Annotated in this window: 24 protein-coding genes; 16 read left to right on the plus strand and 8 right to left on the minus strand. The window is 67.7% G+C overall.

Features of this window, described 5'->3' with window-relative positions; translation table 11 throughout:
- Positions 1-7: 7 nt before the first annotated feature.
- The 6 genes from cobT (at position 8) to ACXN5S_RS09275 (ending at position 5,932) form a co-directional block, all read left to right on the plus strand.
- The gene (gene cobT / locus ACXN5S_RS09250; RefSeq protein ID WP_458605133.1) at positions 8-1,879 is read left to right on the plus strand and encodes a cobaltochelatase subunit CobT; all 1,872 of its coding nucleotides are present in this window, start codon (positions 8-10) and stop codon (positions 1,877-1,879) included.
- Positions 1,879-2,649: a 23S rRNA (adenine(2030)-N(6))-methyltransferase RlmJ gene (gene rlmJ, locus ACXN5S_RS09255; RefSeq protein WP_458605134.1), complete on the plus strand. Its 771-nt coding sequence runs from the start codon at positions 1,879-1,881 to the stop codon at positions 2,647-2,649. Before cobT ends, rlmJ begins: the two co-directional genes overlap by 1 nt.
- 117 nt (positions 2,650-2,766) lie before the next feature.
- Complete coding sequence (locus ACXN5S_RS09260) at positions 2,767-3,363, plus strand: TetR/AcrR family transcriptional regulator (RefSeq protein WP_458605135.1); 597 nt, start codon at positions 2,767-2,769, stop codon at positions 3,361-3,363.
- An 83-nt stretch (positions 3,364-3,446) separates the two neighbouring features.
- Positions 3,447-4,733 (plus strand): lipoprotein-releasing ABC transporter permease subunit, encoded by a 1,287-nt coding sequence (locus tag ACXN5S_RS09265; protein WP_458605136.1) that lies wholly within the window; start codon positions 3,447-3,449, stop codon positions 4,731-4,733.
- Positions 4,726-5,412: an ABC transporter ATP-binding protein gene (locus tag ACXN5S_RS09270; RefSeq protein WP_458605137.1), complete on the plus strand. Its 687-nt coding sequence runs from the start codon at positions 4,726-4,728 to the stop codon at positions 5,410-5,412. The genes ACXN5S_RS09265 and ACXN5S_RS09270 overlap by 8 nt, the downstream gene beginning before the upstream one ends.
- Positions 5,413-5,518: 106 nt before the next feature.
- Positions 5,519-5,932 (plus strand): c-type cytochrome, encoded by a 414-nt coding sequence (locus tag ACXN5S_RS09275; RefSeq protein WP_458605138.1) that lies wholly within the window; start codon positions 5,519-5,521, stop codon positions 5,930-5,932.
- Positions 5,933-5,940: 8 nt separating this feature from the next.
- Here the strand turns inward: ACXN5S_RS09275 and ACXN5S_RS09280 are convergent, their stop codons facing one another.
- The 4 genes from ACXN5S_RS09280 to ACXN5S_RS09295 all read right to left on the minus strand — a co-directional run bounded on the left by ACXN5S_RS09280 (position 5,941) and on the right by ACXN5S_RS09295 (position 10,074).
- Positions 5,941-6,621: a hypothetical protein gene (locus ACXN5S_RS09280; protein ID WP_458605139.1), complete on the minus strand. Its 681-nt coding sequence runs from the start codon at positions 6,619-6,621 to the stop codon at positions 5,941-5,943.
- A gap of 16 nt (positions 6,622-6,637) precedes the next feature.
- A complete protein-coding gene (locus ACXN5S_RS09285; RefSeq protein ID WP_458605140.1) occupies positions 6,638-7,012 on the minus strand; it encodes a hypothetical protein in 375 nt (124 codons plus the stop codon).
- A 37-nt stretch (positions 7,013-7,049) separates the two neighbouring features.
- Positions 7,050-9,008, minus strand: a complete 1,959-nt coding sequence (parE, locus tag ACXN5S_RS09290; RefSeq protein ID WP_458605171.1) for a DNA topoisomerase IV subunit B — start codon at positions 9,006-9,008, stop codon at positions 7,050-7,052.
- Between the two features lie 160 nt (positions 9,009-9,168).
- Positions 9,169-10,074, minus strand: coding sequence for an NAD(P)/FAD-dependent oxidoreductase (locus ACXN5S_RS09295; protein WP_458605141.1), 906 nt, complete (start codon positions 10,072-10,074; stop codon positions 9,169-9,171).
- Positions 10,075-10,231: 157 nt separating this feature from the next.
- On the opposite strand from ACXN5S_RS09295, the gene ACXN5S_RS09300 reads away from it, so the two are divergent.
- Positions 10,232-11,122 carry an NAD-dependent epimerase/dehydratase family protein gene (locus ACXN5S_RS09300; protein ID WP_458605142.1) on the plus strand — a complete coding sequence of 297 codons (891 nt, stop codon included), beginning with the start codon at positions 10,232-10,234 and terminating at the stop codon, positions 11,120-11,122.
- Positions 11,123-11,169: 47 nt separating this feature from the next.
- On the opposite strand, the gene ACXN5S_RS09305 is transcribed toward ACXN5S_RS09300, so the two are convergent.
- Together ACXN5S_RS09305 and cobS are read right to left on the minus strand one after the other, a co-directional pair.
- Positions 11,170-11,976 carry a GH25 family lysozyme gene (locus ACXN5S_RS09305; RefSeq protein ID WP_458605143.1) on the minus strand — a complete coding sequence of 269 codons (807 nt, stop codon included), beginning with the start codon at positions 11,974-11,976 and terminating at the stop codon, positions 11,170-11,172.
- A 307-nt stretch (positions 11,977-12,283) separates the two neighbouring features.
- The gene (cobS, locus tag ACXN5S_RS09310) at positions 12,284-13,270 is read right to left on the minus strand and encodes a cobaltochelatase subunit CobS (RefSeq protein ID WP_458605144.1); all 987 of its coding nucleotides are present in this window, start codon (positions 13,268-13,270) and stop codon (positions 12,284-12,286) included.
- 190 nt (positions 13,271-13,460) lie between these two features.
- On the opposite strand from cobS, the gene ACXN5S_RS09315 reads away from it, so the two are divergent.
- Together ACXN5S_RS09315 and ACXN5S_RS09320 are read left to right on the plus strand one after the other, a co-directional pair.
- On the plus strand, positions 13,461-14,597 hold the full coding sequence (locus ACXN5S_RS09315; RefSeq protein ID WP_458605145.1) for a hypothetical protein: 1,137 nt from the start codon (positions 13,461-13,463) through the stop codon (positions 14,595-14,597).
- Positions 14,598-14,704: 107 nt separating this feature from the next.
- Positions 14,705-15,181 carry a hypothetical protein gene (locus tag ACXN5S_RS09320; RefSeq protein WP_458605146.1) on the plus strand — a complete coding sequence of 159 codons (477 nt, stop codon included), beginning with the start codon at positions 14,705-14,707 and terminating at the stop codon, positions 15,179-15,181.
- A gap of 9 nt (positions 15,182-15,190) precedes the next feature.
- On the opposite strand, the gene ACXN5S_RS09325 is transcribed toward ACXN5S_RS09320, so the two are convergent.
- The gene (locus tag ACXN5S_RS09325) at positions 15,191-15,820 is read right to left on the minus strand and encodes a J domain-containing protein (protein WP_458605147.1); all 630 of its coding nucleotides are present in this window, start codon (positions 15,818-15,820) and stop codon (positions 15,191-15,193) included.
- Positions 15,821-15,893: 73 nt separating this feature from the next.
- On the opposite strand from ACXN5S_RS09325, the gene ACXN5S_RS09330 reads away from it, so the two are divergent.
- The 7 genes from ACXN5S_RS09330 to ACXN5S_RS09360 all read left to right on the plus strand — a co-directional run bounded on the left by ACXN5S_RS09330 (position 15,894) and on the right by ACXN5S_RS09360 (position 21,547).
- Positions 15,894-16,148, plus strand: coding sequence for a BolA family protein (locus ACXN5S_RS09330; RefSeq protein WP_458605148.1), 255 nt, complete (start codon positions 15,894-15,896; stop codon positions 16,146-16,148).
- Between the two features lie 12 nt (positions 16,149-16,160).
- Positions 16,161-17,174 (plus strand): alpha/beta hydrolase, encoded by a 1,014-nt coding sequence (locus ACXN5S_RS09335; protein ID WP_458605149.1) that lies wholly within the window; start codon positions 16,161-16,163, stop codon positions 17,172-17,174.
- Positions 17,175-17,455: 281 nt separating this feature from the next.
- On the plus strand, positions 17,456-17,827 hold the full coding sequence (locus tag ACXN5S_RS09340; RefSeq protein ID WP_458605150.1) for a helix-turn-helix domain-containing protein: 372 nt from the start codon (positions 17,456-17,458) through the stop codon (positions 17,825-17,827).
- Between the two features lie 37 nt (positions 17,828-17,864).
- Complete coding sequence (gene hisN, locus ACXN5S_RS09345; RefSeq protein ID WP_458605151.1) at positions 17,865-18,671, plus strand: histidinol-phosphatase; 807 nt, start codon at positions 17,865-17,867, stop codon at positions 18,669-18,671.
- Positions 18,664-20,007, plus strand: coding sequence for an 8-oxoguanine deaminase (locus tag ACXN5S_RS09350; RefSeq protein WP_458605152.1), 1,344 nt, complete (start codon positions 18,664-18,666; stop codon positions 20,005-20,007). The genes hisN and ACXN5S_RS09350 overlap by 8 nt, the downstream gene beginning before the upstream one ends.
- 77 nt (positions 20,008-20,084) lie before the next feature.
- Complete coding sequence (locus tag ACXN5S_RS09355) at positions 20,085-20,564, plus strand: CAP domain-containing protein (protein ID WP_458605153.1); 480 nt, start codon at positions 20,085-20,087, stop codon at positions 20,562-20,564.
- Positions 20,565-20,803: 239 nt separating this feature from the next.
- Complete coding sequence (locus ACXN5S_RS09360; RefSeq protein WP_458605154.1) at positions 20,804-21,547, plus strand: hypothetical protein; 744 nt, start codon at positions 20,804-20,806, stop codon at positions 21,545-21,547.
- A 185-nt stretch (positions 21,548-21,732) separates the two neighbouring features.
- Here the strand turns inward: ACXN5S_RS09360 and guaD are convergent, their stop codons facing one another.
- The gene (gene guaD, locus ACXN5S_RS09365; RefSeq protein WP_458605155.1) at positions 21,733-23,019 is read right to left on the minus strand and encodes a guanine deaminase; all 1,287 of its coding nucleotides are present in this window, start codon (positions 23,017-23,019) and stop codon (positions 21,733-21,735) included.
- Positions 23,020-23,101: the final 82 nt, after the last annotated feature.

A 23,101-nucleotide genomic window follows, 5' to 3' on the forward strand; every position in this document is an offset into this window, starting at 1 on the left:
AGACCCCATGAAAAAGCCCAGCGACAACCCGGCCGATCCCTTCAAGAAGGCGCTGGCCGAAGCCACCAAGGTGATGGCAGACGATCCCGATCTCGCCGTCTCCTTTTCGGTCGATCCGCCGGGGGGCGGCAACGATTCCATCCGTCTGCCGCAAATCTCGCGCCGCATGACGGCCGAAGAGGTGCTGCTCGCCCGCGGCACTGCCGATGCGCTGGCTTTGCGCCACCGGTTGCATGACGCCAGTGTCGCCAACCGCTACCTGCCGCAGGGCCAGATGGCCCGCGATCTCTACGACGCGATGGAGACGGCCCGGGTCGAGGCGCTGGGCGCGCGCTACATGCCCGGCACCGCCAAGAACATCGACGCCAAGATTGGCAACGAGGCCCGCCGCAAGGGCTACGATCAGGTGCGCGATGCGGCGCAGGCCCCGCTGGCCGCCGCCGCCGGCTACCTCGTCCGCCAGCTCGCCACGGGCCGCAAGCTGCCCGCCGGCGCCGACAACGTGCTCGACCTCTGGCGCGGCCACTTGGAGGAAAGCTGCGGCGACCGGCTCGATCAGATCGACGATCTGCTCCACGACCAGCAGGCCTTCGCCAAGCTGGCGCGCGATCTCATTTCCGACCTCGGCTACGGCGACCAGCTGGGCGACGACCCCGACCTCGAGGACGAAATGTCCGACGACGAGGCGGAGGACGAGCCCGAGCTGGACGATGGCGACGAGGATCAGAACTCCGGCGGCGATGTCGAGGATGCCACCCCCGAGAGCTCCGATCAGGAGCAGGAGGAAGAGGGCGAAGCCCAGGCCTCGATGGAGCAGGAAGGCGGCGACGCCGAGGAGATGCAGGAGGAGATGGTCCCCGAGGGCGAAGCGCCCGTCGAGCCTCCGCCCCCCGCGCCGCATTCCGAGGCCGATCCCGACTACAAGGTCTACGATTCCTCCTTCGACGAGGAGATCGCGGCCGAAGACCTCGCCGAGCCGGCCGAGCGCGAGCGCCTGCGTGCCTATCTCGACCAGCAGCTCGACCCGCTGAAGGGTGCTGTCAGCCGCCTCGCCAACAAGCTGATGCGCCGCCTTCAGGCCCAGCAGAACCGGAGTTGGGAGTTCGACCTCGAGGAGGGCACGCTCGACGCCGGGCGCCTTGCCCGCGTGGTCGCCAACCCCACGACGCCGCTCAGCTTCAAGCGCGAGAAGGACACCGAGTTCCGCGACACCGTGGTGACGCTGCTCCTCGACAATTCCGGCTCGATGCGGGGGCGCCCCATCTCCATCGCCGCCATCTGCGCCGACGTGCTCGCCCGCACGCTGGAGCGCTGCCAGGTGAAGGTGGAGATCCTCGGCTTCACCACCCGCGCCTGGAAGGGCGGGCAGGCGGGCGAGGGCTGGCGCAATGCCGGCCGGCCGCCGCTGCCGGGGCGGCTGAATGACCTCCGCCACATCGTCTACAAGCGCGCAGATGCGCCGTGGCGCCGGGTGCGCGAGAACCTCGGCATCATGATGAAAGAGGGCCTCCTGAAGGAGAACATCGACGGCGAGGCGCTGGAATGGGCGCACAAGCGGCTGGTGAACCGGCCCGAGCAGCGCAAAATCCTGATGGTCATCTCCGACGGTGCGCCGGTGGACGACAGCACTCTCTCGGTGAACCCGGCCAACTACCTCGAGAAGCACCTGCGCGACGTCATCGCCATGGTCGAGAAGAAGAAGGCCGTGGAGCTCATCGCGATCGGCATCGGCCATGACGTGACACGCTATTACGAGCGGGCGGTGACGATCACCGATGTTGAGCAGCTGGCCGGCGCGATGACCGAACAGCTCGCCAGCCTGTTCGACAATGACCCGCGCGCCCGCGCCAAGGTCATGGGGATGAGAAAGGCCAGCTGATGCTGAGCTATCAGCACGGCTATCACGCCGGCAACGGGGGCGATGTGCACAAGCACGCCGTCCTCGCCTGGGTGCTGGCGTACCTCACCGCCAAGGACAAGCCGCTGACCTATGTGGAAACACATGCGGGCAGGGGCCTCTATGACCTCGCCGGCGTGCAGGCCCTGAAGACGGGCGAGGCGGCGGCGGGCATCGCGCTGGCCGAGCCTCTGTTGCCGGAGGGGCATCCGTTTCTGGAGGCGCTGGAGGCGACGCGTGAGGCGTATGGGCCGACGGCCTACCCGGGCTCACCGCTGATCGCGAAGCACTTTGCGCGGGACAGCGACCGGCTGTACCTGGCCGAGCTGCACCCGCAGGAGCATGCTGCGCTGCAAGAGCTGGCGAGCGACTGGGCCGAGGTGAGCAAGGAAGACGGTGCCGCCATGGCGAAGCGCCTGCTGCCGCCGGAGCCGGGCAGGGGCCTCGTGCTCATCGATCCCTCCTACGAGGTGAAGGAGGATTACGCGGCGATGACCGCGCTGGTCAAAACGCTGCACAAGCACTGGCCGGTGGGCGTGAAGATCCTCTGGTATCCCGTGCTCGCCGCCGGCCTGCATGAACCGATGGTCGAAGCGCTGTCCGAGCTGGACGGCGCGGTGCGCTTCGAGGTGCCCCTCCGCCCGCCCAAGCCGGGCCACCGGATGACGGGCTCGGGGCTGATCCTGCTCAATGCGCCCTATGGCTTTGCCGACGAGCAGGCGCGGCTGGCGGATATCTTCGCCCGGATGTGACGGCGGGCTCTCGGGCCCTGTTCACCCCATCTCAGCCATTTTACGCGAATACTCCCCCGTGCCTGCCTCTCTCGCAGTATGAGACGCGGCGAGGATCGAACTGTGAGGAGGGGTCGGGTGACCAGTGACATTCTGCTCAGGCGCAGCGGCGCCGCCGAGGGGCGCTCTGCCGCCAGCCAGCGCGAGCGCATCCTCTGCGCGGCGGGCTTTCTGTTCTACCAGCACGGCTACCGTGCCGTCGGGATCGACCGGGTGATCGCCGAGGCGGGCGTAGCCAAGGCCACGTTCTACAAGCATTTCTCGGCCAAGAACGCTCTCATCATCGCCTGGATCGAGCGCGCAGAGGCTACGCTCACTGAAGCTGCCGCACCGCAGGACGGGCCCCGCCCGCTCACCGACTGGGCGCTCTCGGCCATCCGCCGCGCTCGGCGCGACTGGGCCATGGGCTGCAGCTTCCAGACGGCGGCGGCCGAATTCTCCGACCCCGACCATCCCGCCCATGCTGCGGCCGCCGCCGCCAAGGAGCGGCTGCTTGCCAGCCTGAATGCCCGCGCCCGGGCCGAAGGTCTGGCAGAGCCCGAGGCCGCCGCCGAAGCGCTGTTCCTCATCGTTGAGGGGGCGCTGGCATCCGTGCGCATGTTCGGCCCGCGCGCGCCGCTCGCCCATGCCTCGGCAGCGATCTGCCGGCTTACCGGCGCCCCGCCGCCACCCTGAGCCGCCGCACCGCTCCGTGACTTGCCATCGCTTGACCGCGTGCCCGCGCCCCCGCATGGTCCGCCGGCAAAAAGGAGCAGGTCTTGGCCACGTCCCCACGCCCCTTCGCGGGCTTCGAATTTCTGATCGCCTGGCGCTATCTGCGCGCCCGCCGTGCCGAGGGCGGCGTGTCGATCATGACATGGATCTCGCTGCTCGGCGTCATGCTCTCGGTCGCGGCGCTGATCGCCACGCTCTCCGTCCGCGCCGGCTTCCGGGCGGAATTCGTCGACACCATCCTTGGCGCCAACGCCCATGCCACGATCTACCAGCAGATCGAGGTCGACGATCTGGGCAACACCTCGCGCGTCATTGAGGATTACGAGGATATGGCCGCGCGGCTGGAGGCGGTGCCGGGGGTCATCAGTGCCGCCCCGCTCGTGCGCGCCCAGGTGATGGCCAATCTGCGCAATGCCAATGCGGGCGTCGAGGTCTTCGGCATCCGGGCCGAGGATCTGGCGAACATCCCCCGCGTCGCCAACCCCGAAGATTCGCAAGGCTCGCTCAGCGATTTCCCGAACGGCATCGCCATCGGCTCGGGCGTCGCGCGTGAGCTTGGCGCCTTCCTGGGCGACCGCATCCGCATCATCTCGCCCAGCGGCGCGCGCACCGCCTTCGGCACCAGCCCCCGCGCTTCGGCCTATGATGCCACCTATATCTTCACCGCTGGCCGCTACGACATCGACCGCACGCGCGTGTACATGCCGCTGGACGAGGCGCAGCTGTTCTTCAACCGCGATGGCGTGGCCGACGAAATCGAGGTCATGGTTGAAGACCCCGACAATATCGAAGCCCTCGTGCCTGCCCTGATCGAGGCCGCCGGCCCGCGCGCCATGGTCTGGACATGGAAGGACAGTTCGGGCTCGTTCCTGCGGGCGCTGACGGTGGAGGATAACGTCATGTTCGTCATCCTCTCGATCCTCGTGCTCATCGCCTCGCTCAACATCATCTCGGGCCTGATCATGCTGGTGAAGAACAAGGGCCGCGACATCGGTATCCTGCGTACCATGGGGCTGAGCCAGGGCTCGATCCTGCGCATCTTCTTCATCTGCGGCGCCTCGATCGGCACCATCGGCACGGCGCTCGGCGTGGTGCTCGGCTGCGCCTTCGCCATCTGGATCGACCCGATCTTCTCTGCCGTGAACTACCTCTCCGGCGGCGGCGTGTGGGACCCGTCGATCCGCGGCATCTACGCGCTGCCGGCCAAGCTGGAATGGGGCGATGTCGCCTCTGCCGTGTCGCTGGCGCTGTTCCTGTCGTGGGTGATCACCCTCTTTCCCGCCCGCCGTGCGGCGCGGATGAACCCGGTGGAGGCGCTGCGCTATGAGTGACCAGCCCGCCGCCCTCATGCTGCAGGGCATCACCAAGACCTATGGCGATGCCGCCAAACCCGTCGAGGTGCTGCGCGGCATCGACCTGACCGTACAGCCGGGCGAGATCGTCGCCCTCGTCGCCCCCTCGGGCGCCGGCAAATCGACGCTGCTGCATATCGCCGGCCTGCTCGACGTGGCCGATGCCGGGCGGATGGAGATCGGCGGGCGCGACATGACCCAGCTCTCCGACCGCAAGCGCACAGTGGTGCGGCGGCAGGAGGTGGGCTTCGTCTACCAGTTCCACCATCTGCTGCCGGAGTTCACCGCCTCCGAGAACATCGTGCTGCCCCAGCTCGCCAATGGCGTGCCGCGGGCCGAGGCGGATGCGCGGGCCGCCTCGCTGCTCGCCGAGGTCGGGCTGGAGGATCGCGGTCACCACCGCCCCGCCGCCCTCTCCGGCGGCGAGCAGCAGCGTGTGGCCTTCTGCCGGGCGCTGGCCAATTCCCCGCGCCTGATGCTGGCCGACGAGCCCACGGGAAATCTCGACCCCGAAACCTCCGATCGGGTGTTCGCCGCCCTGATGAGCCTGGTGCGCGGCACCGGCCTCGCCGCGCTGATCGCCACGCACAACCTCGACCTCGCCGCCCGGATGGACCGTCGGCTGCGGCTGGATGGCGGGCAGGTGGTGGAGGGGTAGGGCGCAGGGCCGGGCAGGCACCCGCCGGCACAGCCCGCCGCGACACCCTGCCGGTCGACAGTCTCACGCCGGCGTGACACTCTCTGCACAAAAGGAGACCCTGGGGATGAGAGCATATCACCTGACCGCCCTCGCGCTGCCGCTGGCCCTCGCCGGCTGCATGAGTGAGCCCGAAGAAGTCGACGGCGCCGCGTTCTACGCCGCCAATTGCGCCGCCTGCCATGGGCCCGAGGCGCGCGGCAACGGCCCCGCCGCCGCCGGCCTGCCCACCGCGCCGCCGGATCTAACCACGCTGAGCGCCCGCAACGGCGGCACCTTCCCGCGCGATGAGGTGATGAGCTTCATCGACGGCTACACCCGCGGCAGCCATTATGGCGCCGTCATGCCGGAATTCGGCGCGGGCGACCTGGGGGAGACCATCCTCGTAGAGAATGCCGACGGCACCGCCACGCCGGTGCCGGCCGCGCTGCTGGCGGTGACGAATTATCTGCAGCGGCTGCAGGAGCCGGCGGCCGAGTAGCCGGCGCCCTAGTCGCAGATCCCCTCCAGATCGTCCCCGCCCGCCGGCAGCCAGACGTTGCGGGCGAGGGCGATGTCGCGGGGCGGCAGGTCGAAATATTTCGACAGCACCTCGTGCAGCCGCTCCGTGCGATCCGCCTCGGGCGCGAGGACGCGGCAGCAGAGGTATTCCTCATAGACCCGCCCCTGCTGCTCCCAGCCGTAATCGAGGAAATCGACCTCGGTCTCGGGATCGAAGAGATAGGGGTCGCGGCTCTGCACATGCTCGAAGGCGGCCTTCAGCGGGTGATAGCCCGTGGTGGCGCGGTTCTGCCATTGCCAGACATGCACCATCTCGTGGGCGAAGAGCATGGCGGCGGGCAGCGAAATGATCTCGCCGCCGAGCCCTTCCAGATAATCCTCCGAATAGCGCCCGGGCCGGAAGTAGACGGTCTGGAACGCCGTCACCGCCCCGGTGACCACCTCGATCGTGGCGCTGGCGGGCTGCGGATACATCCGCTCCTGACAGGTCGTCCGGGGCCGCACGGGGATGGACCGTGGCGGATCCTCGGCGAGATCACCGCGGAGGCGGACTGTCTCGGTGGTGAAATCGGGGCCGAGGAAGGCCCGCGCGAAGGTGGTCTCGTCCGGGGTGAGGGGGCGGGCGCAGGCGGTGAGGAGGAGGAGGAGGACGGGGAGGAGGGGGCGCATTGGTGACCGCATCGGATCAGATTGGCTTCAAAGCGAAGCTTGGGTCGTCTGCTTTTCCAATTGCCTTAAAGTGACCGGCGTCCAAAGCCCATTGAGTTGCCGATGTCTCCATGCGCCACAACTCTCCGTCGAGCGTCAGAAAACGGTAGGGGGCAGCTCCGTTAGTCAGTTCCGCCAGAAGTCTTACGATTCTCTCAAACGTTCTCTGCCGAGGCGTCTCAGGGTGTTGGTCATTGATGGACGGCGGGTCACCTATCCTCGTTTTTGTAAAGGCAGCATGTTCTTTCGTTTCAATAACGATTTTGCTTCCATCAAGGTTTGGGAAGGTGAAGCGCTTTCGACCATTTTCGATAGTCTCGATGCTGACCGGCAGTTGGATATATTGGGTCACGCTCATCCTCCCTAATTCAACCCGGTCGCTATGCCGTTCACAAATCCAGCTCTTCCACGAACCGCGCGTTCTCCTGAATATACTGGAAGCGCAGCTCCGGCTTCTTGCCCATCAGGCGTTCCACCAGGTCCGCCGTCTCCCCGGCGAAATCGTCCACCAGGGAGACCTTGATCAGCCGGCGCGTCGCGGGGTCCATCGTGGTCTCCTTGAGGTCCTTGGCGTCCATCTCGCCGAGGCCCTTGAAGCGGGAGGTGTCGATCTTGCCCTTGCCGCCAAGGCCCTTGGCCAGCCAGGCGTCGCGCTCGGCCTCGCTGGCGCAATAGACGCGCTTGGCGCCCTGCGTGAGCCGGTAGAGCGGCGGGCAGGCGAGGAAGAGGTGGCCGGCGTCGATCAAAGGGCGCATCTGGGTGAAGAAGAACGTCATCAGAAGCGAGGCGATATGGGCGCCGTCGACATCGGCGTCGGTCATGATGATGACCTTCTCGTAACGCAGATCGTCGAGGTTGAAGCGGGTGCCCATGCCGGTGCCGAGCGCGTCGGTGAGATCCTTGATCTCCTGGTTGGAGCTGAGCTTGGAGGAGGCGGCGCCGAGCACGTTGAGGATCTTGCCCCTGAGCGGCAGCATGGCTTGCGTCTTGCGGTTGCGGGCGGCCTTGCCCGAGCCGCCGGCGCTGTCGCCTTCGACGATGAAGAGCTCGGTGCCCTCGCGGGCGGAATTGGAGCAATCGACCAGCTTGCCCGGCAGGCGCAGCTTCTTGGTGGCACTCTTGCGGGCGGTTTCCTTCTCCTGCCGGCGGCGCAGGCGCTCTTCGGCGCGCAGCACGAGGAAATCGAGGATGGCATTGGCCGAGCGCGTGTCGCTGGCGAGCCAGTTGTCGAAATGGTCGCGCACCGCGCCTTCGGTCATCTTCTGCGCGCTCTCGGTGGAGAGGCGGTCCTTCGTCTGGCCGACGAAGGCCGGCTCGCGAATGAAGCAGGAGACGACGGCGCAGGCGCCGGAGGTGAGATCCTCGCGGGTGATCTGGCTGGCCTTCTTGTTGTTGACCAGCTCGCCATAGCCGCGAATGCCCTTCAGGATCGCCGCCCAGAAGCCCGCCTCATGCGTGCCGCCCTCGGGCGTGGGCACGGTGTTGCAATAGCTCTGGATGAAGCCGTCGCGGCTGGGCGTCCAGTTGATGGCCCATTCCACCTTGCCGGGCTCGCCGAACTTCTCGCGGAACTCCACGGTGCCGGCGAAGGGCTTTTCGGAATAGGTGGTCGAGGTGCCGAGCGTCTCGCCGAGGTAATCGGCGAGGCCGCCGGGGAAGTGGAAGACGGCCTCGGTCGGGGTCTCGCCATCGTCGATCTCGCTCTTCCAGCGGATCTCGACGCCCGAGAAGAGGTAGGCCTTCGAGCGCACCATGGCGTGCAGACGGGCGGGCTTGAACTGGTGATGGCCGAAGATCTCGGCATCGGGGTGGAAGGTGGTGGTGGTGCCGCGGCGGTTGGGCGCGGCGCCGATCTCTTCCACCGGGCCGAGGGGGATGCCGCGGGCGAAGCGCTGCTCCACCAGTTTGCGGTCGCGCGCCACCTGCACGACCATCCGGTCGGAGAGGGCGTTGACGACCGAGGCGCCGACGCCATGCAGGCCCCCCGAGGTCTCGTAGCTCTTGCCGGAGAACTTGCCGCCCGCGTGCAGCGTGCAGAGGATCACCTCCAGCGCCGACTTGCCGGGGAACTTTGGGTGCGGATCGAACGGCATGCCGCGGCCGTTGTCGCGGATCATGACCGAGCCGTCGGCCTGCAGCTCGACCTCGATGCGGTTGGCATGGCCGGCGACGGCCTCGTCCATCGAGTTGTCGAGCACCTCGGCGACGAGGTGGTGCAGGGCCCGCTCGTCGGTGCCGCCGATATACATCCCCGGCCGCTTGCGGACCGGCTCGAGCCCTTCGAGGACTTCGATGGAGGAGGCATCGTAAGTGCCGGGCTCGGCCCCGGAGAGGAGGTCGTCGGGCATACCGCTCATGTTCTCGTTATATTGCCTGTGCGGCCATTGTGACAGGGCGGGGCGGCTTCGTCCATGGGGTGGGCGGGGTGGCCGGTGTTGGAGGGGGGCTGTCTGCCCCCCGCTGCCGTCGGCAGCCCCCCCCGAGGATATTTGGCAGTCGAAGATGGGCTTAGGGGAAGAGGAGGGCGCGGTGGGCGGCGGCGCCGGCCATCTGGCCGCGGCCGATGGCGGCGGCGAGGGATTGCGGGCCGGCGGCAAGATCGCCGCAGGCGAAGACGCCGGGCACCGAGGTCTCCTGCATCGGGCCGGTGCGAATGCCGCTGCCGAAGGGCGTCTCTTCGGTGGCGCAGCCGAGCTGAGCGGCGATGGGCGAGGCGGGCCGCTGGGCGGGGGCGATGAAGAGGCCGGCGAAGGTGAGGGCGCGGCCATCGGCGAGGCGGATCTCGATATCGGTGCCCGCTGGCGCGACGGAGGTTACAGGAGCGGGTTCAATGGCGATGTCGCGGGCGGCGAAATCGGTGCGGGCGGCCTCGTCGAGCCGATCTGCGCCGTTCGTCAGATAGGTGACGGGCCCCCAGTCGCGCACCATCTGTGCCTGGTGGCGGGAGACGGGCGCGCTCGCCAGCACCGCCGCGCGCCGACCGCCGAGCTCGGTGCCGTGGCAATAGGGGCAGTGAAAGACATGGCTGCCCCAGAGCGGCGCAAGGCCGGGCGTGCCCGGCAGCTCGTCGGCCACGCCGGTGGCGAGGATGAGCTGCGCGCCGGACTGGCGGCTGCCATCGGCGAGGGTCGCGGTGAAGCCCTCGGGGCCGCGGCTAACGCTCTCGGCCAGCCCGTCCACCCAGGTGAGCGTGGGATAGGCCATGACATCGGCGCGGGCGCGGGCGGCGATCTCCTCTGGCGGGACGCCATCGAAGCCGATGAGGTTGTGGGCATGGGCGGCGAAGCGGTTCCGCCGCTGGCCGGCATCGACGATCGTGACGCGGCGGCCGGGGCGGAGGAGCTGCAGTCCGGCGGAGAGGCCGGCATAGGAGCCGCCGATGATGAGCACGTCGGCGGGGGCGGGGCTGGGCATGGGAGGATCCTTTGGAGGCAGGTTTCGTAACTTCACATAGTGCGTGATATGGCGCCGGCGCAAGAGTGTGTAACTGTATAAGTTACGAATCCTGGTGGAACCTCTTGAGGCCCCCGGCGCGTTGGGCGAGGGTCTTTGCAGCAAGAGGGAGAGAGCGATGCGGGTTTATTTCACGGGCGGAGCGGGCAAGGCGGGCAAGCATGCCATTCCGCAGCTGATGGCAGCGGGGCACGAGGTGACGAATGCCGATCTGGTGCCGCTGGAGCTTGATGGGGTGAACAACCTAAAGGTCGATCTCACCGATGCGGGGCAGGTCTATTCCTCAATGGCGCAGGCCGCGAGCTTCGCCGATCTCGACGACGCGCCCGGCGTGCCGCGCTACGATGCCGTCGTGCATTTCGCCGCCATTCCCCGGATCCTGCTTGTGCCGGACAGCGAGACCTACCGGGTCAATGTGCTCGCGACCTACAACGTGATCGAGGCGGCGACGCGGCTGGGCATCCGCAAGGTGATTTTCGCCTCTTCCGAGACCACGTACGGGGTGTGCTTCGCGCAAGGCGAGCGCAAGCCGGACTACGTGCCGGTGGATGAAGAACACCCCACAGTGCCCGAGGATTCCTACGCAATGTCGAAAGTGGCCAACGAGGTCACGGCGCGCAGCTTCCAGGCGCGGACGGGGGCGGATATCTACGGGCTTCGCATCAACAACGTGATTGAACCCCATGAATATGCAGAGAACTTTCCGGCCTACATAGAGGACCCCTCAATCCGCCGCCGCAACATCTTCGCCTATATCGACGCGCGCGATCTGGGCGAGATGGTGAACTGCTGCCTCGCAACGGATGGGCTCGGCTACGAGGTGTTCAACGTCTCGAACGATGACGCCTCGGTGGGGATCTCGACGGCGGAGATCATGGAGCGCTTCTATCAGGGCGTGCCTATGAAGGGCGAGATGGGGGAGCACGAGACCTTCTATTCGAACGCCAAGGCAAAGAAGCTGGTGGGCTTCGATCCCAAGCATTCCTGGCGGGACGTGCTAGAAGGCTGAGGCGGATCGCGGGGCGCGCGAGCGTAACCCGCGCAGTCCGCCCCTGTTCAGGCGTGGCGCCTGGCGGCGAGCCAGCGGCGCCAGAGGTTTTCGCTGCCGCCGAAGACATTGAGGTCGCAATCACCGGTCACCCCCGGTACCTGGCCGGTCGCCGAGTATTGCCAGAACGTCCAGAAGCCGTTGGGGAATGCCTCATCGGGGTGCCGCGCCACGCTGCGCAGCCAGTACTCTGCCGGCAGGCGGCTCACGTCCCTGTCGCGCCAGAATTCGAGCGGCACATAGACGATTGGGCGCTGCTGATAATGCTGCGAGACGATCGCCAGCCACGTCTCCACCACGCGCCGCAGTTCTGCCTGGGGCGGGCGCGTGGTGCAGGTCGGCGAGAAGGGGTTCCATTCGAGATCGAGAACGGGGGGCAGGGCGCCGGGGATGCGCGGGACGTTCCGAATGAACCAGCGCGCCTGATCCTCGGGGCTGCGGCAGAAGTAGTAGAAGTGATAGCCCCCGACCGGCACACCCGCCGCCGCGGCGCCCGCGAAATTCTCAGGGAAGTGCTCGGCGACGCGGTCACCGCCTTCGGTGGCCTTGAGGAAGGCGAAGTTCACGCCGGCTGCGGCCGCGGCGCGCCATTCGATTGGTCCCTGGTACCTCGCCGCGTCGATGCCGTGGACGGGGTAGGTCGAGGGGGCAGGCCCGCCGCTCCAGCTTGTGATCGGGTCGCGGTCGCCGAAGCGAGGCGGGCGCACGGGCCCGGGCAGTGGCACGCGGCTGGGCAGGCTCTGGGGGATGCCGCGCGGGCCGCAGGCGGCGAGTGACGTCAGGCCCAGGCAGGCGGCGCGGCGGGTCAGGTACATCGAAACCTCGCAAAAGCGAAAACTGGAAACGTGACAGGGCCGGGACGCAGCCAGGTGCGCCGCACCCGGTTTCGACCTTGGCAGGGACTATGCCGTCTTCGCCATGTGCGGGCGTTCACAAAGAAGAGGGCGCTCCGTCATCGTCGCGGACCCACCAGATTGGCTGGCGCTCGCTCGCAGCGATGAAGGGGCTGGGGAGGGGCTTGGGGACTGGCGAGGTTCGCCTCGCCGCTCCGCTCATTCCCAGCGCAAAAGAAAAAGGGCGCCGTCCCCGGCGCCCTTCCTGCATGTCGCTTCGGTGCGGCCTTCAGCCCGCCGCCATGCTCACGGCGCTCTCCGGCAGCTCGTCGTCGAAGCAGCGCTGGTAGAACTCGGCAACCGTCTGCCGCTCCAGCTCGTCGCACTTGTTGAGGAACGACAGGCGGAAGGCGTAGCCGATGTTGCGGAAAATTTCGGCGTTCTGCGCCCAGTTGATCACCGTGCGCGGCGACATCACCGTGGAGAGGTCGCCGTTCATGAAGGCGGTGCGGGTCAGGTCGGCGACTGTCACCATCTGGTTGATCTGCTCGCGGCCCTGCGCCGTGTTGTAATGCGGGCACTTCGCCAGAACGATCGCGGCTTCCGCATCGTGGCTGAGGTAGTTGAGCGTGGCGACGAGGGACCAGCGGTCCATCTGCGCCTGGTTGATCTGCTGGGTGCCGTGGTAGAGGCCGGTCGTGTCGCCGAGGCCCACCGTGTTCGCCGTGGCGAAGAGGCGGAAGTACTTGTTCGGCGTGATGATCTCGTTCTGGTCGAGCAGCGTCAGCTTGCCGTCATGCTCCAGCACCCGCTGGATGACGAACATCACGTCGGCGCGGCCGGCGTCGTATTCGTCGAAGACGATGGCGACGGGGTTGCGCAGCGCCCAGGGCAGGATGCCCTCGTGGAATTCCGTCACCTGCTTGCCGTCGCGCAGCTTGATCGCGTCCTTCCCGATCAGGTCGATCCGGGAGATGTGGCTGTCGAGGTTGACGCGCACTGTCGGCCAGTTGAGGCGGGCGGCGACCTGCTCGATATGGGTCGACTTGCCCGTGCCGTGGTAGCCCTGGATCATCACGCGGCGGTTGTGGCTGAAGCCGGCGAGGATGGCGAGCGTGGTGTCGGGGTCGAACTTGTAGGTGGAATCGATGGCGGGCACCCGGTCGGAGCCCTCGGCGAAGCCATGCACCTTCATGTCGGTGTCGATGCCGAAGACTTCACGCACCGAAAGCTCCTCGGTGGGCGTCATCTTGCTGTCGACGTCACGCTCGGCCATTCCATTCCCTCCTGTCTGTCAGGTCCCGCCTCTAGTGCAACAGGCGCCTGCCGGGTGCAAGCGCAGCAGGGGCTGGAAACCTCACGAAACAGCGCTTCGCTTGCCTTTTGAGCCGGGTCCGCCATCATCGCGTGCGCAGGGCGAAATTTCGCGTTCGCCGGGCGAAATTCGGGGCGGGAAGGGGTGGCAGATGGCGGCACAGGCACTGGCAGAGCTGATGGGCCGGGTAGAGGCGGGCGACAGAGACGCGCAGGCGCAGCTGCTGGCCGAGGCCGGCCCGCCGCTTTACGGACTGGCCCGCGAGATGCTGGGCTCGGGGCCCGAGGCGGGCGAGGCGCTGGAAGAGGCGCTGGCGGCTATCCGCGCCGATGCCGCGATGGTGCCGGCCACGCGGCAGGAAGGCCGGGCCTGGATGGTGCGGCATCTGCACCGGGCGGCCCGGGCGCGGCAGACGCCGCCGGAGAAAATCCCCGAGCTGCCGGAGCCCGCCGCCTATCTCGCCGCCAACCCGGCAGCCGAAAGCCTGGATGAGGATGCGCTCAGCGCTATCCGGCAGGCCTGGGTCTATGGCGCTGCCTATCCGGCGCTGGCCCGGGTGCATGGCATGCATATTGCCGGCGTGCGCAACTGGCTGCGCGACAACCTGATCCTCCTGCGCGATGACGAGGCCGACGGGCCGGCCGAGCTGGCCGATCACCCACTGCTGGCCGGCGAGCAGGCGCTGGGCCTGCTCTCGCCCGAAGAGGCGCAGGCCTATCGTGAGGCCGCGGCGGTGATGCCCGAGCTGGCGGCAGAAGAAGAGGCCTGGGCCATGCATTTCGCGCTCTTCGCCGAGGATATCCCCGCGGTTGCGCCCGAGCCTGAGCTGCGCGCCCGGCTGATCGGGGGGCTCTTCCCCGAAGATCGCCAGCCGCTCTGGCGCCGCCTCGGCATCGTGCCCGCCATCTCGGGCGGCGCGATTGCCGCGCTGGTGCTGGTGGGCGCCGTGCGGCTGGGCCTCGTGCCGGGCGACGAGGCGGAGATCGCGGCTGAGAGCGCGGCACCGGCCGTGGTGGCGGCGGCACCGGAGCTGAGCGCAGAGGTCACCGACGGGCGGCTGACGGTCGGGCTCGCCGGGCCGGCGGGCGAGGCGGGGTCTGAGCGCTACTGGCTCTGGCTGCTGCCGCCGGCGGGCGAGGCACAGCCCCTCGGGGCCATTGGCCCGGGCGGCGAGATCGTGCTGCAACTGCCGGGCGACCTCTGGCCGGCAGGGGCGGAGCTTGGCCTTTCCGCCGGGCCGTCGCCTGACAGCCCGATCCTTTCGCGGCGCGCGCCGGCGCTGGACTGACCGCTCGCAGGCCCGTTCGGCTGTCTCCCGCAACTGGGCACAGCCGCGCCATATCCTTGCCATCCTGCCGCGCGACAGGGGGGCATGACGACCAACGGACAAATTCCATGCGCGGCCTGCGCTGGCTGCTGACCCCCGAGCGGGGCGGTGAGCAGCGCGTGGTGCTGGCGCTGGCCACCGTGGCCGCCGTCGGCGCCACCGTGGCGCTGCGGGGAGGCGTGCGGCTGAACGGCGGCATGCCGCTCTCGCCGCTCTATGGTGGCTGGATGGTGCTGGCCGGCGGCGTCGGTGCCGCGGCGGCGCTTTGGGCTGTGAGGGGGCACTATGGGCACGAAGGCCCGCTCGGGCTGGTGCGCTTCGTCTGGGGCGTGCTGATCGCCACGTTTCTGGCCGGGCTGCTCGGCGGCACGATGGCGCTGCCGCTCTATGGCACGATGTTCGGCCCCTTCGCGCTTGGCACCGTTCTGGCCAGCGCGCCGCTGCTCGCGGTCATCTGGCTTGTGGCCTTCGCGCGGCTCCACCGCTCGATGATCGTCTGGCGCCGCGAGCGGGCGACGATCTTCAACTGGCAGCCGGGGCCGTAGCCCCGACCTTTATTCGTCGCGGAAGTTGCGGCTGGTCTTCAGCTGATCCCAGGCCCAGACGACCTCGCCCAGCTGCTCTTCCTGGCTGCGGTCGCCGCCGTTCATATCGGGGTGCAGCACCTTGATGAGCGCCTTGTAGGCCTTGCGGATCTCGGCGCGCGTCGCGTGGTCCTTCACCTCGAGGATCTCGACGGCCTTGCGCTCTGTCGGCGGCAGGCGGCGCTGGCCGGTCACGGCCTTGCCCGGGTTGCGCGTGGCATTCTGCCCCAGCACCTGGTGCGGGTCGTCAACGCCTAGGCGTGCCCAGGCCCGCTGCTCTTCCTTCGTGAAGGGACGGGTGTTGCGCTCCCAGACGCGATCCTCGCCCATCTGATCCTGGAATTCCTGCTCGGTGGTGCCTTCGAAGAAGTTCCACTTCAGGTTGTACTCGCGCACGTGGTCCTTGCAGAACCACCAGTAATCATCCAGCGAATCCGGGCTCTTGGGCGCGCGGAACTTGCCCGCCTCCTCGCAGCCGGGATGGTCGCACTGGCGGGTGGAGGTCTCTGATGCGCCCGACATGCCTCGGCGGCCACGCGGGTTCTTCTTCTTCGAAGCCGACACGGACATGTCGAAACCGAAAGGGTCAGCCTTGGGCATTTATGGGCTCCTTTCCGACTCGGAGGCGAGAGTGTACCCGCTTGGACGGCAGATGGAAGGAGCTGGGTAAAAAATGGCAGTGGCAGAAGAGATCGAGACCCGCCTGCGTGAGGCGTTCCACCCCGAAGAGCTGCAGGTGGTCAATGAAAGCGCCCATCACGCCGGCCATGCCGGCGACGACGGGTCGGGCGAGAGCCATTGGCGCGTGGTGATGAGCGCCCCCGAGTTTGCCCCCCTCAGCCGAGTCGCGCGCCATCGGGCGGTGCACAGCGCCCTGGGCCCAGACCTGATGGGCCGCATCCACGCGCTCGCGCTCGATCTGTCGTAAGGGGAGTCTGCCATGCGCCGCGCTGCACTCGCTGCCACGCTGATGATCGGCCTGTCTGCGCTGCAGGCGGCCGCACAGGGGAGCCAGGGAGAGGCCATGCAGGAAGAGATCACCGCCGCCGGGCCGGAGGGGCCGCTGGCCGGCACGCTGACGCTGCCGGAGGGCGCCGCCGCGCTGGCCGACGAGACGCCGGTGGTGCTCATCGTGCCCGGCTCTGGCCCGACGAACCGGGATGGCAATTCCCCGCTGGGCGTTGCGGCGAATTCCTACGCTCTGTTAGCCGAGGCACTGGCCGCACGGGGCTACCCTTCGGTGCGCATCGACAAGCGCGGCATGTTCGGCTCCGCCGCCGCCGTGCCCGATGCCAATGACGTGACCATCGGCGCTTATGGCGACGACCTGCTCTCTTGGGCCGAGGCGATCCGCGCCCGGCTGCCGGTGGAAGGCGGCACGCGCTGCGTCGTCCCGTTCGGCCACAGTGAAGGCGGGCTGGTCGCGCTGGCCGCTATCTCGCGGCTGCCCGACGCCTGTGGGTTGATCCTCGCCAGCGCGCCGGGTCGGCCGATGGGCGACATCATTCACGAGCAGCTCCAAGCCAACCCGGCCAATGCGCCGGTGCTGGACGATGCCGACGCCGCCCTTGCGGCGCTGGAGCAGGGCGAGCGGGTCGATACCTCCGGGATGCATCCGGCGCTGCAGGGCCTCTTCGCCGCGCCGGTGCAGGGCTTCCTGATCGATGAATTCTCCTACGATCCGGCTGCTCTTGCTGCCGGGACAGAGGTGCCGGTGCTCGTGCTCCAGGGCCAGCGCGACATTCAGGTGAGCGAGGCGGACGCGCGGGCACTCGCCGAGGCCGCACCGGACGCGACGCTCGCCCTGTTGCCCGGAGTGACCCATGTGCTGAAGCTGGCCACGGACGAGGGCCGCGAGGCCGGCCTTGCAACCTATGCGGACCCGAGCTTGCCCATCGCCCCGTCGGTGGTGGAGTCGGTCGTCGGCTTCCTCGGTGGCCTGCCGGGGCGCTGATCTCTCACCGGTCGAATCGCCTGCGTCCGCTTTGTTTCTGCTTTGGTGACACTGGCCGCCGGAGGCGGCACATTGTTGAAGAATATACCCTAACGTATTGGCAAACCTGACCAAAAGGTCAGGATGACTTTTGCAACCGACGCGTGTCTGATCACCCCATTGCCCCGGTGGAGCGCTCGCTCCGCAGCCACCGGTCTCACGAAGAGACGCAAGGAGATCGCCCTTTCGGCCGTTTGCGGCCTGTCTCCCTGCGGGCGCGTGTGTGGGTAAAGGGACGTGCCATGAAGCACCCTGTCGATGTTCATGTGGGAAAGCGCATCCGGCATTGCCGTTGGCTGAGCGGAACCACGCAGCAGCAGCTCGCCGAGGCCGTCGGCATCAAATTCCAGCAGATCCAGAAGTACGAGACCGGCATGAACCGCGTCTCTGCCTCGCGGCTGTGGGAGATTGCGGGCGCGCTGGGCGTGCCCATCGCTTTCTTCTTCGAGGGGCTGGGCGATGCTGGCCAGCCGCTGGATGGCGCCGGCAGGCTGCCGGACGACATCCTGTCCGACCGTGAGGCGTTGGAGCTGCTGCGTTCCTATTATGCGATCCCGGAAAACCAGCGCAAACGGCTGTTCGAGCTCGCCCGGGTGCTCTCCGAAGCCGCCTGAGCTTGACCGGCCCGCACGAGGCCCCTAGGCGAAGCTCATGACCCGTCTCGCTCCCCCTCTGGCCGAAGAGCTAATCGGCGTCGCCCACGCGCTGGCCGATGCCGCCCGCGCGGTGATCCTGCCGCATTTCCGCACCGGTCTGCTGGCCGACAACAAGGCGGCTGAGGGCTTCGACCCCGTCACGCTGGCCGACCGCGCCGCCGAGCAGGCGATGCGCGATATCCTGGCCGCGCGGAGGCCCGAGGATGGCATCCTCGGCGAGGAATTCGGGCAGCAGGCCGGCACGAGCGGCCTCACCTGGGTGCTCGACCCCATCGACGGCACGCGCGGCTTCATCTCCGGCACCCCCACCTGGGGCGTGCTGATCGGCGTGACAGACGGGCAGGGGCCGGTGCTGGGGCTCATCGACCAGCCCTATATCGGCGAGCGCTTCCTGGGCGGCGGCGGCGAGGCTGGAATGACCGGCCCGCAAGGCGCCCGCCCGCTTGGCACATTGGCGCCGCGGCCGCTCAGCGAGGCGATCCTCTTCACCACCTTCCCGGAGGTGGGCACAACGCAGGACCGCGCCGCCTTCGAGGCCGTCGCGGCACAGGCGAAGCTCACCCGCTACGGGATGGATTGCTACGCCTACGCGCTGCTCGCCGCCGGGCAGATCGACCTCGTCATCGAAGCGGGGCTGAACGCCTATGACATCGCCGCCCCCATCGCGGTGATAGAGGCGGCAGGCGGCATCGTCACGAACTGGGAGGGCGACCCGGTGCACGACGGTGGCCGGGCGCTTGCCGCTGCGAACCGTGAGATCCACGCCGAGGCGCTGGCGATCCTGCAGGCCGCCCATGGCTGATCTCCTGATCCGCGGCGCCCGCATTGTTCTGACGATGGACGATGCCGGCACCGAGGGGCCGGGCGATATCCGTATCCGCGGCGGCGAGATCGTCGAGCTGGGGCAGGGGCTGTCGCCCGACGGCGCCGAGGTGATCGAGGCGGCGGGCTGCGTCGTCACGCCCGGTCTCGTCAACACGCACCACCATCTCTACCAGAGCCTCACCCGTGCCGTGCCTGCCGCACAGGACGCGCTGCTCTTTGGCTGGCTGCAAACGCTCTACCCGATCTGGGCCCGCTTCGGGCCGGAGGAGATGCGCGTCTCTGCCCAGACAGGGCTGGCCGAGCTGGCGCTGTCGGGCTGCACCATGAGCAGCGACCACCTCTATCTCTACCCGAACGGCGCGCGGCTGGACGATACGATCGAGGCGGCCGCCCAGGTGGGCCTGCGCTTTCATCCCACGCGCGGCGCCATGAGCATCGGCGAAAGCGCCGGCGGCCTGCCGCCCGACAGCCTTGTCGAGCGCGAGGACGCAATCCTGAACGATGCGATCCGCCTGATCGACCGCTACCACGATGCCTCGCCCGCCTCGATGCTGCGCATCGGCGTGGCGCCGTGCTCGCCCTTTTCCGTCAGCCGCGAGCTGATGCGCGATGCGGCGCTGCTGGCCCGCGACAAGGGGGTGATGCTGCACACCCATCTCGCCGAAAACGACGAGGACATCGCCTATAGCCTGGAGAAATTCGGCTGCCTGCCCGGGCAATATGCTGAAGATCTGGGCTGGACGGGCCCGGATGTCTGGCATGCCCATTGCGTGAAACTCAACGGGCAGGAGATTGACCTCTTTGCGAAAAGCGGCACCGGCGTCGCCCATTGCCCCTGTTCCAACTGCCGCCTCGGCTCTGGCATCGCCCCCATTCGCGCCATGCGCGATGCCGGTGTGCGGGTGGGCCTCGGCGTGGATGGCTCGGCCTCGAATGACGAGGGCAACCTGATCGGCGAAGCGCGCATGGCGATGCTCCTCCAGCGCGTCCGCTCCGGCGCCGATGCGATGAGCGCGCGCGAGGCGCTGATGATCGCCACGCGCGGCGGCGCCGAGGTGCTGGGCCGGGGTGGCGAGCTCGGCCAGATCGCCCTTGGTTACCGTGCCGACCTCGCCATCTGGGATGTCTCCGGTGCCGCCTCCGCCGGCTCGTGGGACCCGGGGGCGCTGCTGCTGACGGGGCCGCGGCGCGTGCGCGACCTGCTGGTCGAGGGCCGCCAGGTGGTGCGGGGCGGCGAGCTCACCACGCTCGACCTGCCGCTTGTGCTGGAGCATCAGCGCCGGCTGGCCGAGGCGCTGGCCCGCTCCGCCTGATCGGGGCCCATGTCGTGTGACGTTGACGCAGGCTCGGGTGCCCGTAAGGTCACGCGACCCCAAACGGAGCCCTTCCCATGCGCCTGATCCTTCTCGCAGCGCTCGCCAGCACCGCGCTTTCGGCCTGCACCGTCCGCTACACCGTCTCGGCGGAAAGCGGCGAGAACACCCCCATCGCCACAGCGGCCGCCTATGCGCCGGCGCTGTCGACCATGAACGCCGCCCGCGCCGCCGCCGGCCTGCCAGAGCTGGTGGCGAGCGCAGAGCTGACGTCGGCTGCGGAGACGCAGCTGAACCACATCCTCTCCAGCGGCAACTTTTCGCACGAGGGGCCGGGTGGCAATTCGCTGGGTGACCGGGTGCGTGGCGCCGGCTTCTGCATGGGCGGCCCGGTGGGCGAGAACATCGCCTACGGCCAGGCCAGCGCCGAGGCCGCGGCCTCCGGCTGGCTGGGCTCGCCCGGTCACCGCGCCAACATCCTGCGGGCCGGCACGGACTACTACGGCATGGCCGATGCGCAGGGCTACTACGTGATGGTCATCGGCGGCGCCTGCTGAGGGGCCATCGCTGGCCGCGAGAAGCATCTGACGGAAGGGCCTTCCGCCGCGGCGGGAGGCCCTTATCTTTTGTGTCGCCGGGTCCGCCGGGTGGGGTTTGCAGAGAATAAGGGGGGCAATGCCCGGTTCGAGCCCTGTTTGGCGGATGCTGCACTGCGCAGAAAGGTCTGCTACGATCAAAAAAATCTATAAACTGCTTTTCTTCGTGGTTGGCATTGAAAATTTCGAAGGGGCCGAGGATGCACCAACCGAAGGGTCGTCTGACCGACATATTCAGCCTTTCCACAGATGGTTCAGGGCAAGCTCGGTCGGTTCTTATGCTTGATCAACTTACCCAAGTTCCCGAGATTGGGGATGTGCTTCAGGTCGCAGATCGTCACCTGTCGATTGAAAAAGTTGATAGACAGTGGATGCGAAGCTGCCTGACGGGCTGGCCGCTGATTGGCCTTGGCAGTATCGCCGTATTGGTCAGCGAGCCAACGGAGGGACTGAAACCCTTACCAAAGCATCCAAACCGTCTTTGGGTAACTTGGGTAGCAAAAGCGGATTTACCATGGCATTTCAAGACTGACGACCTCCCCAAGTTCATCAGACTAAATGAAGGCTGGAACGCTCATCCGAATGATGTGGGTCTCAGGCTCGAAGAGCGCGGAGATGAGTTGATTGCCCGAATGAAACCAAATCCTTACGTCTATCGACAATATGAGAATATCCCCGAAATCGCTGTCAGATTCGTCAACTGCTCCAAATATCGCGTGACGTCAGTAAACGACGAAGGCTGGTATGAAGGCCAGTGCCGCTTCAGTGGGCTGGCGCCAGAATGGGGTGAGTTCTACGAGATATCAGGCAACGTCCGAGACAACATGAACTCTACGCCTTGGATTAAGATGGAAGGCGTCGGGATAAAGCATTTTCATTTCTATTTAAAAGATGAAACCCTTGAAGTAAAAGCAGAAGATTGGGTGTTAAAACCCGAAAGCTGACTATCGGACGGCGTATTTCATACGGCAGCTTCGTCCGCATAGCGGCCATTCCTAGCCCTGCTCAGAAGTCGCCAGCGATACTCTCCTGATAAAACCGGTCGCGCAGCGCCGCTAGCTCAGCCCCGCAACACATCCGCCAAGGGCCCCCCGCGCATCGCAGAAGGCCCCGCCTGTCACGTTCGCGCCTAACCCTTCATCCGCTTACCGGCCACATAGGTCTCGGCGACGGCGCGGTCGTCGCCCATCATGATGGTGGGGAACAGCGCCTCCCAGATGTCGCCGGCGCTGGTGCTGCGCTGGGCGATGCCGGGGGTCGAGGAAAGGTCGAGTACGACCAGGTCAGCCTCGCCGCCCTCGGCCAGCCGGCCGATGCCGGGCTGGTGCAGCAAGTTGGCCGCGCCTTCGGTCGCCAGCCAGATCAGCTCGGCCGGGTGCAGGGCCGTGCCGCGCAGCTGGGCGATCTCGTAGGCCGCCGCCATGGTGCGCAGCATCGAAAAGCTCGAGCCGCCGCCGGTATCCGTCGCCAGCCCGATACGCGCCCCGGCCGCGCGCAGCCCCGGCAGATCGAACAGGCCCGAGCCGATGAAGGTGTTCGAGGTCGGGCAATGGGCGATGCCGGCGCCGCTTTCGACCAGCCGCGCCCGCTCGCGATCCGTCAGGTGGATGGCATGGCCGAAGACGGCGCGCTCGCCGATCAGCCCGTGCCGCTCGTAGGTGGCGAGGTAATCCTCGTCGCCGGGATACATGCCCAGCACCCAGTCGATCTCGTCGGTCTGCTCGCTCAGATGCGTCTGCATCAGGCAATCGGGATGCTCGGCCCAGAGTGCGCCGAGAGCTTCGAGCTGATCCTCCGTCGAGGTCGGCGCGAAGCGGGGGGTGATGGCGTAGCTTGCGCGGCCCTTCCCATGCCAGCGCTCGATCAGGGCCTTCGACTCGTCATAGGCTGACTGCGCCGTGTCGCGCAGCCCCTCGGGGGCCGTGTCCCTGTCCATGCAGGTGCGCCCGGCGGCCACGCGCATGCCGCGCGCCTTGGCGGCGGTGAAGAACGCATCCACCGAATGGGGGTGGATCGTGCAATAGGAGAGCAGCGTCGTCGTGCCATTCGCCAGCGCCAGATCGAGCGTGCGCTCGGCGATCTCGGTCGCATAGGCCGGGTCGGCCAGGCGCATCTCTTCGGGAAAGGTGTAGCCGTTCAGCCAGTCGATCAGCCGCTTACCCCAGGAGGCGATCATGCCGGTCTGCGGGTAGTGCATATGCGCATCGACGAAGCCCGGCAGGATCAGCGCCTGCCCGTGATCGACGACCTCGGCCTCTGGATGCGCGGCGCGCAGATCGTCGGCCTCGCCGACCGCCGCGATGCGGCCGCCCTCGATCAGCACGCCCCCTCTGGCGGAGTGGCGGGCGGCCCCGGGGCCGTGGGTGAAGGGATCGGCGGTGAAGGCCAGCGTCTGGCCGAGGAGGAGCTGTGTCATGACGCGATTGTTAAGGGCCTTGTGGCGCGGCGTAAATCGCCTGCGGCGCCCTGGGGCACCATTGCCGCCACCCCTGTCTCCG

The sequence above is a fragment of the Pseudoroseicyclus sp. H15 genome, assembly GCF_054353345.1.

Excerpts from the sequence above, each read along its gene's own strand:
- cobT (WP_458605133.1), top strand. The coding sequence starts at position 8 with ATGAAAAAGCCCAGCGACAACCCGGCCGATCCCTTCAAGAAGGCGCTG.
- rlmJ (WP_458605134.1), top strand. The coding sequence starts at position 1,879 with ATGCTGAGCTATCAGCACGGCTATCACGCCGGCAACGGGGGCGATGTG.
- ACXN5S_RS09270 (WP_458605137.1), top strand. The coding sequence starts at position 4,726 with ATGAGTGACCAGCCCGCCGCCCTCATGCTGCAGGGCATCACCAAGACC.
- ACXN5S_RS09275 (WP_458605138.1), top strand. The coding sequence starts at position 5,519 with ATGAGAGCATATCACCTGACCGCCCTCGCGCTGCCGCTGGCCCTCGCC.
- ACXN5S_RS09280 (WP_458605139.1), bottom strand. The coding sequence starts at position 6,621 with ATGCGCCCCCTCCTCCCCGTCCTCCTCCTCCTCCTCACCGCCTGCGCC.
- parE (WP_458605171.1), bottom strand. The coding sequence starts at position 9,008 with ATGCCCGACGACCTCCTCTCCGGGGCCGAGCCCGGCACTTACGATGCC.
- ACXN5S_RS09295 (WP_458605141.1), bottom strand. The coding sequence starts at position 10,074 with ATGCCCAGCCCCGCCCCCGCCGACGTGCTCATCATCGGCGGCTCCTAT.
- ACXN5S_RS09300 (WP_458605142.1), top strand. The coding sequence starts at position 10,232 with ATGCGGGTTTATTTCACGGGCGGAGCGGGCAAGGCGGGCAAGCATGCC.
- ACXN5S_RS09305 (WP_458605143.1), bottom strand. The coding sequence starts at position 11,976 with ATGTACCTGACCCGCCGCGCCGCCTGCCTGGGCCTGACGTCACTCGCC.
- cobS (WP_458605144.1), bottom strand. The coding sequence starts at position 13,270 with ATGGCCGAGCGTGACGTCGACAGCAAGATGACGCCCACCGAGGAGCTT.
- ACXN5S_RS09315 (WP_458605145.1), top strand. The coding sequence starts at position 13,461 with ATGGCGGCACAGGCACTGGCAGAGCTGATGGGCCGGGTAGAGGCGGGC.
- ACXN5S_RS09320 (WP_458605146.1), top strand. The coding sequence starts at position 14,705 with ATGCGCGGCCTGCGCTGGCTGCTGACCCCCGAGCGGGGCGGTGAGCAG.
- ACXN5S_RS09325 (WP_458605147.1), bottom strand. The coding sequence starts at position 15,820 with ATGCCCAAGGCTGACCCTTTCGGTTTCGACATGTCCGTGTCGGCTTCG.
- ACXN5S_RS09330 (WP_458605148.1), top strand. The coding sequence starts at position 15,894 with ATGGCAGTGGCAGAAGAGATCGAGACCCGCCTGCGTGAGGCGTTCCAC.
- ACXN5S_RS09335 (WP_458605149.1), top strand. The coding sequence starts at position 16,161 with ATGCGCCGCGCTGCACTCGCTGCCACGCTGATGATCGGCCTGTCTGCG.
- ACXN5S_RS09340 (WP_458605150.1), top strand. The coding sequence starts at position 17,456 with ATGAAGCACCCTGTCGATGTTCATGTGGGAAAGCGCATCCGGCATTGC.
- hisN (WP_458605151.1), top strand. The coding sequence starts at position 17,865 with ATGACCCGTCTCGCTCCCCCTCTGGCCGAAGAGCTAATCGGCGTCGCC.
- ACXN5S_RS09350 (WP_458605152.1), top strand. The coding sequence starts at position 18,664 with ATGGCTGATCTCCTGATCCGCGGCGCCCGCATTGTTCTGACGATGGAC.
- ACXN5S_RS09355 (WP_458605153.1), top strand. The coding sequence starts at position 20,085 with ATGCGCCTGATCCTTCTCGCAGCGCTCGCCAGCACCGCGCTTTCGGCC.
- ACXN5S_RS09360 (WP_458605154.1), top strand. The coding sequence starts at position 20,804 with ATGCACCAACCGAAGGGTCGTCTGACCGACATATTCAGCCTTTCCACA.
- guaD (WP_458605155.1), bottom strand. The coding sequence starts at position 23,019 with ATGACACAGCTCCTCCTCGGCCAGACGCTGGCCTTCACCGCCGATCCC.